At 64.9% G+C, this 17,446-nt stretch carries 14 protein-coding genes; 3 read left to right on the top strand and 11 right to left on the bottom strand.

The window, feature by feature from the left end:
- Positions 1 to 5: 5 nt before the first annotated feature.
- The 5 genes from urtD to GW587_RS12180 form a co-directional block, all read right to left on the bottom strand.
- Entirely contained in the window at positions 6 to 797 is a 792-nt protein-coding gene (gene urtD / locus GW587_RS12200; protein WP_166102980.1) for an urea ABC transporter ATP-binding protein UrtD, read from the bottom strand.
- Complete coding sequence (urtC, locus tag GW587_RS12195) at positions 794 to 1,876, bottom strand: urea ABC transporter permease subunit UrtC (protein WP_166102977.1); 1,083 nt, start codon at positions 1,874 to 1,876, stop codon at positions 794 to 796. Before urtC ends, urtD begins: the two co-directional genes overlap by 4 nt.
- Positions 1,873 to 3,468: an urea ABC transporter permease subunit UrtB gene (gene urtB / locus GW587_RS12190; RefSeq protein WP_166102975.1), complete on the bottom strand. Its 1,596-nt coding sequence runs from the start codon at positions 3,466 to 3,468 to the stop codon at positions 1,873 to 1,875. The genes urtC and urtB overlap by 4 nt, the downstream gene beginning before the upstream one ends.
- Positions 3,469 to 3,557: 89 nt before the next feature.
- Complete coding sequence (gene urtA, locus GW587_RS12185) at positions 3,558 to 4,757, bottom strand: urea ABC transporter substrate-binding protein (protein WP_229259437.1); 1,200 nt, start codon at positions 4,755 to 4,757, stop codon at positions 3,558 to 3,560.
- Positions 4,758 to 4,836: 79 nt separating this feature from the next.
- Positions 4,837 to 5,949: a porin gene (locus GW587_RS12180; RefSeq protein WP_166102970.1), complete on the bottom strand. Its 1,113-nt coding sequence runs from the start codon at positions 5,947 to 5,949 to the stop codon at positions 4,837 to 4,839.
- 134 nt (positions 5,950 to 6,083) lie between these two features.
- Between GW587_RS12180 and GW587_RS12175 the strand changes: the two genes are divergently transcribed.
- The 3 genes from GW587_RS12175 (at position 6,084) to GW587_RS12165 (ending at position 7,956) form a co-directional block, all read left to right on the top strand.
- The gene (locus GW587_RS12175; RefSeq protein ID WP_166102967.1) at positions 6,084 to 6,311 is read left to right on the top strand and encodes a hypothetical protein; all 228 of its coding nucleotides are present in this window, start codon (positions 6,084 to 6,086) and stop codon (positions 6,309 to 6,311) included.
- 73 nt (positions 6,312 to 6,384) lie between these two features.
- Positions 6,385 to 7,485 carry a DNA topoisomerase IB gene (locus GW587_RS12170; RefSeq protein ID WP_166102964.1) on the top strand — a complete coding sequence of 367 codons (1,101 nt, stop codon included), beginning with the start codon at positions 6,385 to 6,387 and terminating at the stop codon, positions 7,483 to 7,485.
- Positions 7,486 to 7,527: 42 nt separating this feature from the next.
- Entirely contained in the window at positions 7,528 to 7,956 is a 429-nt protein-coding gene (locus GW587_RS12165; RefSeq protein WP_166102962.1) for a hypothetical protein, read from the top strand.
- Between the two features lie 4 nt (positions 7,957 to 7,960).
- Here GW587_RS12165 and GW587_RS12160 read toward each other — a convergent pair whose 3' ends face one another.
- From GW587_RS12160 to smc, 6 genes are read right to left on the bottom strand one after another with little or no spacing between them, the layout of a single operon-like run.
- On the bottom strand, positions 7,961 to 8,935 hold the full coding sequence (locus GW587_RS12160; RefSeq protein WP_166102959.1) for an ion channel: 975 nt from the start codon (positions 8,933 to 8,935) through the stop codon (positions 7,961 to 7,963).
- Positions 8,936 to 8,938: 3 nt separating this feature from the next.
- Positions 8,939 to 9,475 carry a peptide deformylase gene (gene def, locus GW587_RS12155; protein ID WP_166102956.1) on the bottom strand — a complete coding sequence of 179 codons (537 nt, stop codon included), beginning with the start codon at positions 9,473 to 9,475 and terminating at the stop codon, positions 8,939 to 8,941.
- Positions 9,476 to 9,495: 20 nt separating this feature from the next.
- The gene (galU, locus tag GW587_RS12150; protein WP_166102953.1) at positions 9,496 to 10,374 is read right to left on the bottom strand and encodes a UTP--glucose-1-phosphate uridylyltransferase GalU; all 879 of its coding nucleotides are present in this window, start codon (positions 10,372 to 10,374) and stop codon (positions 9,496 to 9,498) included.
- 1 nt (position 10,375) lies between these two features.
- Positions 10,376 to 12,721 (bottom strand): NAD-dependent DNA ligase LigA, encoded by a 2,346-nt coding sequence (ligA, locus tag GW587_RS12145; protein ID WP_166102950.1) that lies wholly within the window; start codon positions 12,719 to 12,721, stop codon positions 10,376 to 10,378.
- A gap of 9 nt (positions 12,722 to 12,730) precedes the next feature.
- On the bottom strand, positions 12,731 to 13,888 hold the full coding sequence (locus GW587_RS12140) for a cell division protein ZipA C-terminal FtsZ-binding domain-containing protein (protein WP_166102947.1): 1,158 nt from the start codon (positions 13,886 to 13,888) through the stop codon (positions 12,731 to 12,733).
- Complete coding sequence (gene smc, locus GW587_RS12135; RefSeq protein WP_166102944.1) at positions 13,885 to 17,412, bottom strand: chromosome segregation protein SMC; 3,528 nt, start codon at positions 17,410 to 17,412, stop codon at positions 13,885 to 13,887. Before smc ends, GW587_RS12140 begins: the two co-directional genes overlap by 4 nt.
- Positions 17,413 to 17,446 lie beyond the last annotated feature (34 nt).

Here is a 17,446-nt window from a genome sequence, read left to right as displayed (position 1 = left end):
ATTGGTCAGCGCCCCAGATAGACTTCGATTACCCGCTCGTCGGACTGCACCTGCGCCATCGTGCCCTGCGCCAGCACCGAGCCCTCGTGCAGCACCGTCACCACGCCCTGCTGCGCGATCTCCGTCACGAACGCCATGTCGTGTTCCACCACCATGATCGAATGCTTGCCGCGCAATTCGTTCAGCAACTCCGCCGTGCGCGCCGTCTCGGCGTCGGACATGCCGGCCACCGGTTCGTCCAGCAGGATCAGCTGCGGCTCCTGCATCAGCAGCATGCCGATCTCCAGCCACTGCTTCTGGCCGTGCGACAGCAAGCCCGCCAAGCGCGACTCGTTGCCGTTCAGGCGGATCAGCGTCAGGATCTCGGCGATCTTGCCGTGCTGCTCGGACGACAACCGCGCGAACAGCGTCGGCCGCACCCGCTTGTCGGTCTTCATCGCCAGCTCCAGGTTCTCGAACACCGTGTGCTGCTCGAAGATGGTCGGGCGCTGGAACTTGCGGCCGATCCCGGCGTGCGCGATCTGGTACTCGGTCATGCGGCTCAGGTCCATGGTCTGGCCGAAGAACGCGGTGCCCGACGTCGGCCGCGTCTTGCCTGTGATGACGTCCATCATGGTGGTCTTGCCGGCGCCGTTGGGACCGATGATGCAGCGCAGCTCCCCCACCGAGATATCCAGGCTCAGTTTATTCAACGCCCGGAAACCGTCGAACATGACCGTGATCTCTTCCAGATACAGGATCGCGCCGTGCGTCGTATCCAGTCCTTCCAGCGCTACGCGCCCGTCGTTGGCACTCATGCCTGCTCCTTGCGCCAGCGCGCCGCCAGACCCGCGATGCCCTGCGGCAGATAGCGCGTCACCAGAATGAAAATCAGCCCCAGCGCGAACAGCCACAGGTTGGGGAAGGCGCCGGTGAACCAGCTCTTCAAACCATTCACCGTGAACGCGCCGATGATCGGCCCCACCAGCGTGCCGCGCCCGCCGACCGCCGCCCAGATCACCATCTCGATCGAATTCGCCGGCGACATTTCGGAAGGATTGATGATCCCGACCTGCGGCACGTACAGCGCGCCGGCGATCCCGCACAGCACCGCCGACAGCGTCCACACGAACAGCTTGAACCACAGCGGGTTGTAGCCGATGAACATCAGCCGCGACTCGGAGTCGCGCACCGCCTGCAGCACCCGGCCCAGCTTCGACTGGACGATCCAGCGGCACAGCACCAGCGATCCCGCCAGCGCCGCCAGCGTCACCAGGTACAGCGTCGCCTTGGTGCCGGGCGCGCTGATCGAGTAGCCCAGTATCCGCTTGAAGTCGGTGAAGCCGTTGTTACCGCCAAAACCAGTGTTATTCCGGAAGAACAGCAGCATGAAGGCATAGGTCATGGCCTGCGTGATGATCGAGAAGTACACGCCCTTGATCCGCGAGCGGAAGGCGAAGAAACCGAACACGAAGGCCAGCACGCCGGGCACCAGCACCACCAGCGCGATGCAGTACCAGAAGCTGTCGGTCGCGCTCCAGAACCATGGATAGGTCTTCCAGTCGAGGAACACCATGAAGTCCGGCAGGTCGCTCTGGTACACGCCGTCGCGGCCGATGGCGCGCATCAGGTACATGCCGTGCGCATAGGCGCCCAGCGCGAAGAACACGCCGTGGCCCAGCGACAGGATGCCGGCGTAGCCCCACACCATGTCCAGCGCCAGCGCCGCCAGCGCGTAGCACATGAATTTGCCGATCAGGCTCACCATGTAGCTTGGCACATGCAGCGCGTGGCCGTCGGCGAAGAACAGGTTCAGCAACGGCAGCGCCGCCAGCACCACCACCAGGGTCGCGATGCCGCTCCACGCGCGGCGGGAAAACAAAGAGGTGTGCGTCATTCTGCGCTCCTGCCTTTCATGGCGAACAGACCCTGCGGCCGCTTCTGGATGAAGATGATGATGAAGATCAGGATCGCGATCTTGGCCAGCACCGCGCCCGCCACCGGCTCCAGGAATTTGTTCGCCTCGCCCAGCCCCAGCGCCGCGATCACGGTGCCGGCCAGCTGGCCGACGCCGCCCAGCACCACCACCATGAACGAGTCGACGATGTAGCCCTGGCCCAGGTCCGGCCCGACGTTCCCCAGCTGCGACAGCGCCACCCCGCCCAGGCCGGCGATGCCGGAACCGAGGCCGAAGGTCATCATGTCGATCTTCGCGGTCGAGACGCCGACGCAGCCGGCCATGCGACGGTTCTGCATCACGGCGCGCACGAACAGGCCGAGGCGCGTCTTGTTCAGGATCAGCCACACGCCGGTGACCACGAAGATCGCGAAGACGATGATGGCGATGCGGTTGTACGCCAGCACCAGCGAACCTAGCACCGTCACGCCGCCCGACATCCAGGCGGGATTCGCCACCTCGACGTTCTGCGCGCCGAAGATGGTGCGCACCGACTGCATCAGGATCAGCGAGATGCCCCAGGTGGCCAGCAGCGTCTCCAGCGGCCGGCCGTACAGCCAGCGGATCACAGTACGCTCCAGCGCCACGCCCACCGCCGCCGTCACGATGAACGCGGCCGGCAGCGCGGCCACCAGATACCAGTCCAGCGCGTCCGGCAGGAAGCGGCGGAAGCCCATCTGGCACATATACGTCGTGTAGGCGCCGATCATCAGCAGTTCGCCGTGCGCCATGTTGATGATGCCCATCAGGCCGAAGGTGATGGCCAGGCCCAGCGCCGTCAGCAGCAGCACGCTGCCCAGCGAGATGCCGTAGAAGAGATTGCCGATGAATTCGGTGCGCGCCAGCCGGCTGTCCAGCGCCGCCAGCGTATGTGCGGCGGCGACGCGCACGCCTTCGTCGGGTTCGACGTGCGTGCCGTCCGGATTATCGGTCTGCATCGCCTGCAGCAGCGGGCGCAGATTGGCGTTGCTGCTGCTGGCCAGCGCCTCGACGGCGGCCTTGCGCTTGGCGCCGTCCGGCGATTGCAGGTTGGCGGTGGCCGCGACCAGTTGCAGCATGGGGCGGATCTCGGCGTCGTTCTCCGCCGTCAGGGCTTTCTCGATCAGCGGCGCCTGCGCCAGCGTCACGCTTTTTTGCAGCTCGGTGGCGGCGGCCAGGCGCAGCGCGCGGTCCGGCGCAAACAGCTTGAGCGCGGACAGCGCATCGTCGGCCGCGCCGCGCAGGCGGTTGTTGACCATCAGGCCATCCAGGCCTTCCGGCAGCGGGCCGGTGGCGCCGGTGGCCGGGTCGTAGGCATTGTCGTCGTCGACGATGTACAGATGGCCGTCGGGCGTGGCGTAGAGCGCGTCGTTCTTCAGCGCCGTCAGCAGCCGCGTGGCGTCCGCGTTGGCCAGCGCCCCGATCTTGACGATGGCCTCGACGCGGGCGTCGGGATCGTCGCCGGTCAACGGCGCCAGCAGGGCGGGGTCGATGCCCGCATAGGCCTTGCAGGCGAGGCCCAGGCACACGATCAGAAATAGTTTGCGTAACATATCAATCCCAGTAAGCGGAAACCGCGAAACCCGCACTGCGGCGGCTGGGGGTCAGACCCCGTACGGGGTCTGACCCCTTACTCTTAGGGTTACAGCTTCTGCTTACCCTCGTTGCCAGGGATGTACGGGCTCCAAGGATTGGCGCGCACCGGACCCGGCGTCTTCCACACCACGCTGAACTGCCCGTCCGGACGGATCTCGCCGATGAACACCGGCTTGTGCAAATGGTGATTGGTCGGATCCATGGTCAGCGTGAAGCCCGACGGCGCCTTGAAGGTCTGCCCCGCCATCGCCGCGATCACCTTGTCGGTGTCGGTCGACTTGGCCTTCTCCACCGCCTGCGCCCACATATGGATGCCGACATAGGTGGCCTCCATCGGATCGTTGGTCACCACCGTGTTCGCGTTCGGCAACTTCTTGGCGACCGCGTACGCCTTCCACTTTTTGATGAACTCCGTATTCACCGGGTTCTTCACCGACTCGAAGTAGTTCCACGCCGCCAGATGGCCCAGCAGCGGTTTGGTGTCGACGCCGCGCAGCTCTTCTTCGCCGACCGAGAACGCCACCACCGGCACATCGGTCGCCTTCAGGCCCGCGTTGCCCAGCTCCTTATAGAACGGCACGTTCGAATCGCCGTTGATGGTCGAGATCACCGCCGTCTTGCCGCCCGCCGAGAACTTCTTGATGTTGGCGACGATGGTCTGGTAGTCCGAATGGCCGAACGGGGTGTACACCTCATCGATATCGCTGTCCTTCACGCCCTTGCTCTTCAGGTAGGCGCGCAGGATCTTGTTGGTGGTGCGCGGATAGACGTAGTCGGTCCCCAGCAGCACGAAGCGCTTGGCGCCGCCGCCTTCCTTGCTCATCAGGTACTGCACCGCCGGAATCGCCTGCTGGTTCGGCGCCGCGCCGGTGTAGAACACATTCTTCTCCAGCTCCTCGCCCTCGTACTGGACCGGATAGAACAGCAGGCTATTCAGCTCCTTGAACACCGGCAGCACCGACTTGCGCGACACCGAGGTCCAGCAGCCGAACACCACCGACACCTTGTCCTGCGCGATCAGGCCGCGCGCCTTTTCCGCGAACAGCGGCCAGTTGGAGGCCGGATCGACCACCACCGCCTCCAGCTTCTTGCCCAACACGCCACCCTTGGCGTTGATCTCATCGATGGTCATCAAGGCCACGTCCTTCAACGAGGTCTCGGAAATCGCCATCGTGCCCGACAGCGAATGCAGGATGCCGACCTTGATGGTGTCGGCGGCGTAGGCCGAGGTGCCGGCGGCCAGCATGGCGGTGGCGGCGGCGATGCGGCTCAGGGTGCCGATGAATGTGCGACGATTTTGCATGTGTAGCTCCGTGGGTGAGAGATTAATATTGCAGTTGCAGCGCGATCTGGAACTTGTCGTTGTCCGCTGCGCTGGTGATCTTGGTCTTCGAGTACACGGCGCTGATCTGCGCGTTGTAGCCGTCGATGATGTAGTTCACGCCCGCGTCGAACTGCTTGGTGTCGATGTTGGTGTCGGCGGCGAACTTCTGCCAGCGTACGAAGGGCTGGAACTTGCCCCAGCCGGCCTTCTGTTCGAAGATGTAGGAAGCGCCGGCCGAATACGCCTTGCCCTGCTCGGATTTAATGATGTCGTCGGTGTCGTAGTCGTACCAGGCCGCCTCGATGGCGAACGCGCCGGCGCCCTTGATGCGTTTCTCCAGCAGGAAGTCGACGTTGTAGGAGCTGTATTTGCCGACCGCGCCCACGGTCAGGATGCCGTCTTTCTGGTAGCGTCCCGCCACGCCGATGGCCAGGATGTCGGCGCCGCCCAGGTAGTTGCCGGTGCCGTAGTAGCCCGGCTCCGCATCCCAGAAGTCGTACTGCGCGCGGCCGGCGTACATCAGCGCGTCGTCCGCCTTGATGCCGGCCGCCTTGGCCTGCGACTGCGTCAGCGAACCGATGCCGAAGGTATGGCCCTCGAATACGCCGAAGGAGTAACCCAGCTTGCCGCCGGGGCCCGCGTTGCCCCACACGACCACGCCGTCGTCGCGGCCGCGGAAGATGCCGCCGTTGTAGCCGTAACGCGACGCCACGCCGGCCCAGTAGCCGCCGCCCAGCGAGTAGTAAGGCCCGGCCATGTTGGCGCGGTCGGAAGGCGACAGCAGCCGGCCGGCCCAGATGTTGAGCTCAGGTGAAATGGCGAACTGCCCGGCCGCGTCCAGCACGCGGATCTTGTCGCCGTCCCACTCGGTGTTGAACATGCCCTTGATGTTCTTGTTGAGCGAAGCGCCGAAGAACAGGCGGCCGCTGTCGAGATTGAAGTCGTTGGAACGGCCGCCGTCGGGCGCCGCGTTCTCCGCGCTGGTGTAGCTCTCGCGCAGGCCGAAGCCGACGCTGACCGACTTGTCGTCGCCCATATTGATGGTCGCACCGCCCCACGCGCTGCTCATCGTCGCCGCCATCGCCGCCAGCAGCACTCCCCTTGTCAACGCCATCTTGTTCTCCCTTTTGGTTTGGATGTTGCAAGATTAACTAGCAGACAAGCAGCGAGGAATACGTTGAATGACGTAGTGGCGCGGGTGGCACAAATTGGTGGCACAATACCGGCTTCATTCCCAGGACCACCACCATGACCATATTCGCCGCCTCCGTTTTCGACGCCACCGTGATCTACGAGGGCAATGAGCTGTTCAAGGGCCAGGGCGCCGCCAAGGGCTGGGCCGAAAAGCTGGCCAAGGAACTCAACTGCGAGATCGGCGTCGAGAAGCTCGGCACCGGCTGGGTCTTGACCGGCACCGTGCACGATGAGCCCTGCAAATGGAGCATCGTCGGTCAGCGCCTGAAGCGTATGGACTGATCGTGCGTTAGCGCACAACATCGCTTCTCGCCGGCGGGTACGATCCTTCATACTCCGCTCACCAAGGACAGCGATGAAACGCGATTTACCATCGGCGACCGCCCCGGACGCCACACATGATGCCCAAGTCGCCGCCAAGTCGGCCGGCCTGCGTTACGTGCATGACTACCAGCCCGGCATCGCCCGCCGCAAGCGTGGAGCGCACTTCCACTACGTCGACGCCGACGGCCACGCCGTCAAGGATGCCGACACGCTGGCCCGCATCAAATCGCTGGTGATTCCGCCGGCCTGGCAGGACGTCTGGATCTGCAAGCAGCCGCTGGGCCATCTGCAGGCGACCGGGCGCGATGCGCGCGGCCGCAAGCAGTACCGCTATCACCCGCGCTGGCGCGCGCTGCGCGACGAATCCAAATACGAACGCATGCTCAGCTTCGGCAAGGCGCTGCCGGCGATACGCCTCGCGGTCGACGCCGCGCTCAAGCAGCCGGGCCTGCCGCGCGAGAAGGTGCTGGCCACCATCGTCTACCTGCTGGAAGCGACCATGATGCGGATCGGGAACGAGGAATACGCGCGCGAGAACAAATCCTTCGGCCTGACCACGCTGCGCGAGCGCCACGTGCGGCTGGACGGCAGCAAGGTGCAGTTCCGCTTTCGCGGCAAGAGCGGCGTCAATCATGAAGTCGAAGTGCAGGATCGGCGGTTGGCCAACACCATCCGCCGCACGCTCGACTTGCCCGGCCAGGACCTGTTCCAGTACGTCGACGACCACGGCGAAGCCCACACGGTAGGCTCGGCCGACGTCAACGAATACCTGCAGGCGATCGCCGGCGAAGACTACACCGCCAAGGACTTCCGCACCTGGTCCGGCACGGTGCTGGCGGCGGTGGCGCTGCTGGAATACGAGAAGTTCGATTCGGAGGCGCAGGCCAAGAAGAACGTGGTACAGGCGATCGAATCGGTGGCAAAAAAACTCGGCAACACGCCGACCATCTGCCGTAAGTGCTACGTGCATCCGGCGGTGATCGAATCCTACCTCGACGGCACCATGCTCAAGGCCCTGCGCCGCCGCGCCCAGCAGCAGTTGCAGGAAGACCTGCACTCGCTGCGTCCCGAGGAAGCCGCCGTGCTGGCGCTGTTGCAGCAGCGTTTGCAATCGGCCGCGGCGGGAAAATAGGAGTAAAATTCAGGTCCGCCACCGACCGCCAAGCGCCGCGCCATGCCCCAAGCCCTGCCTTTCCCGATTCGCAAAGAGTGCCCGCCCGGCGCTTGCGAGTGCGGGCGCGAGGACTTGCTGGAGGCCTGGGACAAGGCGCCCGACGACACCGACATCCGCATACTGCGCCTGACGCGTGAACAGGAAAAGGTGCTGATCGAGCGTATCGAAGCCATCGCCAGCTACGAGGATCTGGGCCGCATCAAGCAGCGCATCCTGGAGCAGCTCGGCGTCACGCTGAACATCACTCCCAGCACGCGCGGCGTCAGCACCGTCATGGGCTTGTCGATCAAGTTGATCGAGCGGCCGGGCCTGTGCCGCAAGACGCGCGAGGCGCTGCCCGCCGCCGTGCGCCGCTGCTTCCGCAAGAATCCCGATATCGTCTACGCGCTGCTGAACGCGCGCGACCTGCTGGGCGTCGAGGAAGAGTAAGCCGCTAGCCTGGATGCGCCAGCGCCGCGCCGGGCATGCTGCCGCCGCTGCTGCCGTCCGGGTAGATGTCGTGGAATTTGCTGTAGTCGAGTATCCGCACATCCCCCTCCTGCTTGTCCGACATGATGTCGGCGAAGTGATGGCCGAAAAAGATATGCTCCGCCGCATACGTCTGCCGCGCGTGCACGAAATCGTTGAGCGTGTCGTCGGTGCCGGACATCGCCACCGCCAGCGTCGCGCCCTCGTCATGCAAATCCTGCTGCGTCTTGCCGAACAAGGGACTGTTTTCGTCGATGCGGTGCATGATGGTCCAGGTCAGCGCGAAGATGCCGGAGTTCTTGCGCTCCAGTTCCAGGTCGTAGAAACGGGTGAAGATCTGCCCCTCCAGCGTGGTCTCGCGGCGGATCAGAGAGGCACGCACCGATGCCTCCAGTATCAGGTTGGCGCGCTCGTTCCCGGCGCGCAGCATCAAGGTCGGCACGCCGTTAAACGGCGTCACCACGGCGACATCGGAAAACATGATGCGCGAGGTCGGCCGCGAGAAGCGCGCGAACAGCAGCCCGGTCACCGCCGCCACCTCCACCATGCCGAGCAGGATCTCGGTCGATGCCACGATATGGCCGTAGGTCGAGCCGGGATTCATGTAGCCGTAGCCGACGGTGGCCAGCGTCTCGATCGAGAAAAACACGCAGTCCGGGAAGTAGCCCGGCCGCGCGTTGGAGATGGAGCCCGGCACCGCGAAGAAGGCCAGCGCGAAGCCAAGGTTGGTGATGAAGTACAGCACGCCGATCAGCAGGAAGAAGCGCGGCCAGCTGAGCGTCAGCATCCAGTGGTAGATGTCGCCCCAATACCAGCGGTTGACGCCGACCCGCTTGATCCGCGATGTCCCCATCTGGAACTCGCCCCGCACATTGCCCACCTTGGGGCGTTTGACGGTCTGCGCGGGCGGCGAAGCGGGATGGGGCGGGCGCTCGCTCATGGATCAATCGTCGTCGTTGGGATCGAGATCGGGGAACATCACTTCGGTGAAGCCGAATTTGGAGAAGTCGGTGATGCGCATCGGGTACAGCACGCCGAGCAGATGGTCCACCTCGTGCTGCACCACGCGCGCATGGAAGCCGTCCACCTCGCGCTTGATCGGCTGATTGAGCTGATCGACGCCCTCGTAACGCAGCTTGCTCCAGCGCGGCACGGCGCCGCGCAATCGCGGCACCGACAGGCAACCTTCGAAGCCCTCTTCCATCTCGTCCGACAGCGGCGTCAGCACCGGATTGATTAATACCGTTTCCGGCACCTGCGGCGCATCCGGATAGCGCACGTTTTGCTTGAAGCCGTAGATCACCAGCTGCAAATTGACGCCGATCTGCGGCGCGGCCAGGCCCGCGCCATTGGCCGCGTGCATGGTGTCGAACATATCGGCGATCAGCTCGCGCATGGCGGGCGTGTCGAACTCGGTCACCGGCTCGGCCACGCGCAGCAGGCGCGGATCGCCCATCTTCAGGATTTCACGAACGGCCATGATCTGTTTCCTTTAAATTGCTAGCATTGTAACTCGCGCAGAAACTGGCAATACTCCTCGCCCGTCTCCGCGTGTTTCAGACCCATCGCCGTCATCGCCTTCAGGTAGCCCAGCTTCGAACCGCAGTCGTAGCGTTGGCCGTCGTAGCGGTAGGCCAGCACGCGTTCATCGCGCATCAGCGCGGCGATGCCGTCGGTCAGCTGGATCTCGCCGCCGGCGCCGCTGCCGATGTGTTCCAAGTAGTCGAAGATGCGGCCAGACAGCACATAGCGCCCCACCACCGCCAGCGTGGACGGCGCCAGCTCCGGCGCCGGCTTCTCGACGATGCCCTGCACCGTCTCCAGCTTCGGCAGGTAGGCGGACGCGCTGACAATGCCATATTGGCGCGTCGCCGCGCGCGGCACGTCCTGCACCGCCAGGATGCTGCTGCCCTCGCGCTCATACAGCTCGGTCATCTGCGCCAGCACCGGCTTGACGCCGGCGTCGGTGTCCATGAAATCGTCGGCCAGCAGCACGGCGAACGGCTCGTCGCCGATCACCGGCCGCGCGCACAGCACCGCATGGCCCAGACCCAGCGGCTCGGACTGGCGGATGTAGATGCAGTTGATGTTCTTCGGGATGACCGTGCGCACCAGCTGCAGCAGATGCTGCTTGTCGGCCGCTTCCAGTTCCGCCTCCAGCTCGTAGGCCTTGTCGAAATGATCCTCGATGGCGCGCTTGTTGCGGCCTGTGATGAACACCATATCGGTGATGCCGGCGGCCACCGCCTCCTCCATCGCGTATTGAATCAGCGGCTTGTCGACGATGGGCAGCATCTCCTTCGGCTGCGCCTTGGTCGCGGGAAGGAAACGGCTGCCGAGGCCGGCCACCGGGAACACTGCTTTTCTTATTTTGGACATTTTATTTTTCGAGCAGCGCCACCAGGCCCGCTTCGTCGAGTATCGTTACTTCCAGCTCCTGCGCCTTGGCCAGCTTGCTGCCGGCGTCGGCGCCTGCCACCAGATAGTGGGTTTTCTTCGAGACCGAACCGGAGACCTTGCCGCCCTGCGCCTCGATCATCGCGGCCGCCTGGTCGCGGCTCAGGTTCGGCAGCGTCCCGGTCAGGACGAAGGTCTTGCCGGTCTGCGGACCTTCGGCCGCCTGCGCCGGCAGCTGCGCCAGCAAGTCCTCGCGCAGCTTGTGCAGCGCGACCAGCTGCTCGCGATGGCCCGGCTCCGCCATCCACGCCTCCAGCGCCTCCGCCACCGTCGCCGGCAGGCTGAATACGTCGAACACGCGCAGATGCGCCAGCACTTCCAGCGTGATGTCCTGCTCGACCAGCTGCTTGCTGCGCGGCTCGGTCAGTTTCGGAATCGCCAGCGCCGCCATCAGCTTGACCATGTCCAGCTTCTCGCGCAGCTTGGCGCTCGGCGCATGCTCGCCTTGCGGCGTCACGCCGGCCGCCAGCAGCGCGTCGATGGCCTCCTGGTTCTTCGGCTCGGCGAAGAAGTCGGCGATCGACTCCGCCACCGTGCCGCCGATATCGGGCAGCACGCGCAGCAGCGCCGCCGGCACGCGGCGTATCAGGTCGAAGCGGCCCAGCCACTCGGCCAGCGTCTTCGCGGTCGACTCGCCCACATGACGGATGCCGAGCGCGAACAACATGCGCTCCAGCGGCGGGTTCTTGCTGGCGGCGATGGCCTCCAGCAGATTGTCCGCCCACTTGGTGGCGATCTTGCCCTGCGCGACGGTCTCCGGCGTCGCGGTGGTCCCACCATCGTCGCGCTCATCGGCGAGCCGCTTCATATCCAGCAGGTCTTCCAGCTTCAGCGAGTACAGGTCGGCAACGCGCTGCACCTTGCCGTGTTCGACCAGGTTGTCGATGTAGCGGTCGCCCAGGCCCTCGATGTCCATCATGCGGCGGCCGGCGAAGTGGCGAATCGCCTCCTTGCGCTGCGCGGAGCAGAACAGACCGCCGGAACAACGCGCGATCGCCTCGCCCTCCTCGCGCACCACGTGCGAACCGCACACCGGGCAAGTCCTGGGCAGCACGTAGGCGGCCGGCTCCGGCGACGGCCGGCGCTCCAGCACCACCGCCAGCACTTCCGGAATCACGTCGCCGGCGCGGCGCACGATCACCGTGTCGCCGATGCGCACATCCTTGCGGCGTACTTCGTCTTCGTTGTGCAGCGTGGCGTTGGTGACGTTGACGCCGCCGACGAACACGGACGCCAGCCGCGCCACCGGCGTGATCGCGCCGGTGCGGCCGACCTGCACCTCGATCGCCAGCACCGTGGTCAGCGCCTCTTCGGCCGGGAACTTGTGCGCCAGCGCGAAACGCGGCGCGCGCGACACGAAGCCCAGCGTGCGCTGGTCCTGCAGCGAATTGGCCTTGTAGACCACGCCGTCGATTTCATACGGCATGGTCGGGCGGGCTTCGCCGATCTGCTTGTAATAGGCCATCAGCCCATCGTAGCCGCGCACCACCGTGCCTTCCTTCGCCACCGGCAGGCCGAGCGTGCGATACCAGTCCAGCAGCGCCGAGTGCGACGGCGGCATGTCCGCGCCTTCCAGCGCGCCGACGCCATACGAGAAGAAGCTCAGCCTGCGCGACGCGGTGATGCGCGAATCGAGCTGGCGCAGGCTGCCCGCCGCCGCGTTGCGCGGATTGACGAACTCCTTCTGGCCGGCTTCGCGCTGGCGCGCGTTCATCGCTTCGAAATCGCTTTTGAACATCAGCACCTCGCCGCGCACATCGAGGATGGCGGGCGGCGTCGGCGTGTTCAGGCGCAGCGGGATCGAGCGGATGGTGCGGATATTGGTGGTGACATCCTCGCCGGTGTAGCCGTCGCCGCGCGTCGCGGCCTGCACCAGCAGCCCGTCGACGTAACGCAGGTTGATCGCCAGGCCGTCGTATTTGACTTCCGCCGCGTATTCGACGTCGGCCGCCGCATCGAGGCCGTCGCGCACGCGGCGGTCGAAGTTCTCGATATCCTCTTCGGTGAAGCCGTTGTTCAGCGACAGCATCGGCACCGTGTGCGTGACCTGGTCGAACTGCGGCAACGGCGCCGCGCCCACGCGCTTAGTGGGCGAGTCCGCCAGCGCCAGCTCGGGGTGTTGCGCTTCGAGCTGTTGCAGCTCGATGAACAGCTTGTCGTACTCCGCGTCCGGGATGGTGGGCGCGTCTTCAACGTGATACGCGTGCAGGTGCTTGTTGAGCTCAGCGCTCAACGAAGCGATGCGCGCTTTGAAATCTACTTCCGTCATTACAATACCTTAGCTGAACAAACGCAGTGCGCGGGTGGAACCTGCCGGGATGTCGGCATCGTTCATCTCGGCGTAGAAATCCTGCACCTGGCCGGCGATCTCGCCCAGCGCCGCATCCGACAGCGGCTGGTTGTAATCGTCGACGATGGTCGCGTCCAGGCGCCCCACCAGCGATTTGGCGCACGCCACCATCGCGCCGAAGCCGTCGCGCGACGGCGCCACGCATGGCACGTCCAGCAGCAGCGTCAGGCGCGCCGTGGTTTCCTCCGCCAGCGTGACATTGGTCGACAGCGAGAACAGGAAGCCGCCTTCGCCGTCCGGCATCACGTAACGGCCGTCGGGACGCACGTCGAAGCCCTGCTTCTCCAATGCGCCCAGCAGCGTCGAAATCGCCCACGGCGCGCCGTTGCTTTGCAGATTGACGCCCAGTTGCGCGTCGTGGCCGGCGACGAAGCGGTGCAGATTGCGCGCCTCGGCCATCACTTCGATCATGTCCGGGATTTCCGGCTCGGCGCCGATTTCGTCGGCCATCGCGCGCAGGCGCGTGACCAGCTCCGAGTATTCCAGTTCGTTCAGCGCGGTGCTGCGGCTGGCCAGCTGTACGCCGCCCTGCAGCTTGGTGTAGACGCCGCCGTGCGTGATCGGTTCCCAATCGCCGCTGACGGCCAGGCCGATGTAGTGCACCGGCTTGTTGCCGACCATGCGCAGCGTTTGCAGCACCGGCAGCAGCTTGTCGCCGCGCGCCGCGCCTTCCAGCGCCAGCGGCAGCAGGCAATCGATCAGCGGATCGACCAGCGCGGTGGCTTGCTCGGCGGCCGCCGTGGACGCGGCCTTGGCGCGGGCGGCCAGCGCGGCATCGGCGGCGGCGCCGTCATCGAGATCGTCGCTACTGAACTCCGCCGCGACGGCGCCCAAGGCGGCCGCCGAAGCGGACGCCTCGCCGCCGGCCACGCCGGGCGATGCGCTGTCGAGCGAGAAGCTCGGTTCCTGGCGCGCGACAGCGGATGCCGGCGCATCGCCGGTGCGCATCAGCACATCGTCATGGTCGGTCGAGAAGGCGCGTTCCACGGTCTTCTTGGCCTTGTATTCCTGGATCTTGTTGTACGTGAAAACGCCGGCGACGAATACGCCCGCGATTCCGATCAAACTCATTTGTAGGTCTGTCATGCTGCTTGTGCCTCGGAAGCGAAGTTTGCGGCGGATTCCATATCCACCGCCACGATGCGCGATACGCCCTGCTCTTGCATCGTCACACCGATCAGTTGATTGGCCATCTCCATCGCAATCTTGTTGTGCGAGATGAAGAGGAATTGCGTATGCGCGGACATGCGCTTGACCATCCGGCAGAATCGTTCGGTATTGGCGTCGTCCAGCGGTGCGTCGACTTCGTCGAGCAGGCAGAACGGCGCCGGGTTAAGTCGGAACATCGAGAACACCAGCGCCGTCGCCGTCAGCGCCTTCTCACCGCCGGACAGCAGGTGGATGGTGGCGTTCTTCTTGCCCGGCGGCTGGGCCATGACCTGCACGCCGGAGTCGAGAATTTCATCGCCGGTCATGATCAGCTTCGCCTGGCCGCCGCCGAACAGGATCGGGAACAGCTCGGAGAAGTGACCGTTGACGCGGTCGAAAGTATCTTGCAGCAGATCGCGGGTTTCCTTGTCGATCCGCGCGATGGCGTCTTCCAGCGTGTTGATCGCCTCGGTCAGATCCGCGTTCTGCGAATCGAGGAAGTTCTTGCGCTCGGACGCCGTCGCCAGTTCGTCCAGCGCCGCCAGATTGACCGCGCCCAGCAACGAGATCGCATTGGTCAGGCGCGTCACCTCGCCCTGCAGGTAGGACGCCTTCATCTCCGGATGCAGCTTCTCGGCCAGCGCCGCCTCGTCGGCCTGCACTTCGGCCAGCTGCGCCGCGAACTGTTCCTGGTTCAGGCGCGCGGCCTGCTCCTTCAACTGCATTTCCATGATCTTGTCGCGCTGCGGCTGCAAGGCGCGCTCGGTCGACATGCGGCCTTCCTCGAACATGCGCAGCTGCTGCGCGATCTGATCGAGTTCGTGGCGCGCGTCGGACAGCGCTTTCTCCTGCCCCGTGCGACGGTCGAGCAGCTCCTGCAAGCCTTCGTTGGCGGTGCCCTGCTCCAGGCCCTCCAGCTCCATGCGGCCGGCTTCAAGACTCTCGCTCACCTGCGTGACCTGCGCGGTCGCGGTGGCGATACTGCGGCGGAATTCCTCGATCTTGCTGCGCTGGGATTTTTCCGCGAACTGCACTTCCTGCGCCGTGCGTTCCAGGTCGCGCAACGATTCGCGCGCATCGGCCAGACGCTGCTCCTTTTGCAGGAATTCGGTCTGGCCGTCTTCATGCTCGCCTTGCAGATTACCGAGCTCCATGTCGAGCTGCTCGAACTTTTCCTCGGACTCCATCTTGACCTGGGTTTGCTCTTCTTCCTGCATCGCGATTTCCGCCAGGTCGGTTTCGATCTGGTTGCTGCGCTGGTTGAAGCGCGCCTCGATCTCCGACAGCTTGACCACATCCAGTTGCAGCGTATGCACCGACGATTGCAGGCTTTGCAGCCTGGCGCGGTACTCGCCGAGGCGGCGCGTCAGCTCCGTCACGGCGGCATCGGCGCGCACCGAACGGGCGCGCGCCTCGTCGGCCAGCATCTGCTGCGCGCGCAACTGCTTGGTGATGTTGTCGATCTCCTGCTGGCGGCCCAGCATGCCGTCCTGCTCCGAGTCGGCGGCGTAGAACCGCACGCTGTCCTGGGTGACCGCATGGCCCTGGCGTGTGACGAAGCAGGCGCCGGCCGGCAGCTTGCCGCGTTCGGCGAAAGCCTCGGCGGTGTCTTCGGCGATGTAGACGTTGTGCAGCCAGTCTTGCAGCAAGCCGCGCAGACCGGGATCGTTGAGCTTCAGCAGATTCAGGAAGGGCTTCAGTCCCGCCACTTCCACCGGCGCCGGCGGCACGGCGGTCGACGGCGCGAACAAGGCCAGCTTGGCCGGCGGCGCATCGTTGAAGAAGGCCTTGGCCCACTCGATGTTCGACATCTGCAAGGCCGAGGTGCGCTCGCGCAGCACCGATTCCAGCGCGGTTTCCCAGCCGGATTCGATATTCAATTTTTGCCACAGGCGCGGCAGCGTATCCAGCTCGTGCTTTTGCAGCCACGGCGTGACCTTGCCCTGCGTTTGCACCCGTTCCTGCATCTGGCGCAGCGCGTTCAGACGCGCCTCCAGCTGCGCGTTGGCCGCCGTTTCGGCGTTGACCTGCTGCTGCGCGGCGTGACGCTCTTCTTCCAGCTTGGGTTGCTGCTCCTGCGCTTCCTCCAGCAGATAGCTCTGCTCCTCCAACGCCTGCTGCTTCTCTTCCAGCTGCATGCGCAGATTGCTCAGGTGCGTGCTGTCGGGGAGGCTCAAGCCGCTTTTCTCCTGCTGCAAACGCTCGCGCCGCACGGCCAGGCCGTTGAGGATGTTGTTGGCGTTGCGCTGATGCGCCGATTCCAGCTCCAGCTGTTGCTGCGCCTGCATGATGCGGGCGCGCGATTCGGTGCTCCTGGTCTGCGCCTCGCGCCACGACTGCTCCAGCATCGGCAGCGACTCGGCTTTTTGCTCGGCCATCATCTGCGACTGTTCGACCTTGGCCGACAGCTCCTCCAGCGTGAACTCGGCTTCCTCGATCTGGCCGCCGTACTCGGTGGCCTGCTGCTGCCATTGGTCGCGCTGCGCGGTCAACGCGGCCAGCTGCTGTTGCAGGCGGCTGCGCGATTCGATGACGAACTTGATCTGCGCTTCCAGGCTGCCGATTTCGGCGTTGGTCTGATACAGCGCGCCCTGCGCGGTGTGCAGCCGGTCGCCGGCGGCGAAGTGCCCTTGCCGCATCTGCTCCAGCGACAGCTCGACGTTGCGCAGCTTGGCGGTCTGCTCTTCCAGATCGTTCTGCGCCTGCTCGACTTCACGGAAGTATTTTTTCTGCTCGCTTTCGGCTTCCAGCTTGCGCAGCAGCCAAAGCAGTTTCTGCTTCTCTTCCTGGTCCGATTGCAGCTGGTGGAACTTGGTGGCCACGGCGGCCTGGCCTTCCAGTTTTTCCAGGTTCGAATTCAGCTCGCGCAGGATGTCCTCGACGCGCAGCAGGTTTTCGCGCGTATCGTGTAAACGGTTTTCGGTTTCGCGGCGGCGTTCCTTGTACTTGGAGACGCCGGCCGCCTCTTCCAGGAACACGCGCAACTCTTCCGGGCGCGACTCGATGATGCGGCTGATCATGCCCTGGCCGATGATGGCGTAGGCGCGCGGACCGAGGCCGGTGCCGAGGAAGATGTCCTGGATATCGCGCCGGCGCACCGGCTGGCCGTTGATGTAATAAGTGGACGTGCCGTCGCGCGTCAGCGTGCGCTTGACCGCGATCTCGGCGTACTGGCCCCATTGGCCGGAAGCCTTGCCGTCGTTGTTGTCGAACACCAGCTCCACCGACGAGCGGCCGGCGGGTTTGCGGTGGGTCGAGCCGTTGAAGATCACGTCCTGCATCGACTCGCCGCGCAGCTCGGAAGCCTTGGATTCGCCCAGCACCCAGCGCACGGCGTCGATGATATTCGACTTGCCGCAACCGTTCGGCCCCACCACGCCGACCAACTGACCCGGCACCTGGAAATTGGTGGGATCAACGAAAGACTTAAATCCCGACAATTTGATGGAAGATAGACGCACGTTGTTATCTGGACGGTGAGCTGTAAAAGTTCAC

This window comes from Duganella aceris (genome assembly GCF_011090165.1).
GTDB classification, from domain to species: domain Bacteria; phylum Pseudomonadota; class Gammaproteobacteria; order Burkholderiales; family Burkholderiaceae_D; genus Rugamonas; species Rugamonas aceris.
The sequence above is the reverse complement of the archived record's forward strand: the minus strand, read 5'-3'. Positions and strand labels throughout refer to the sequence as shown.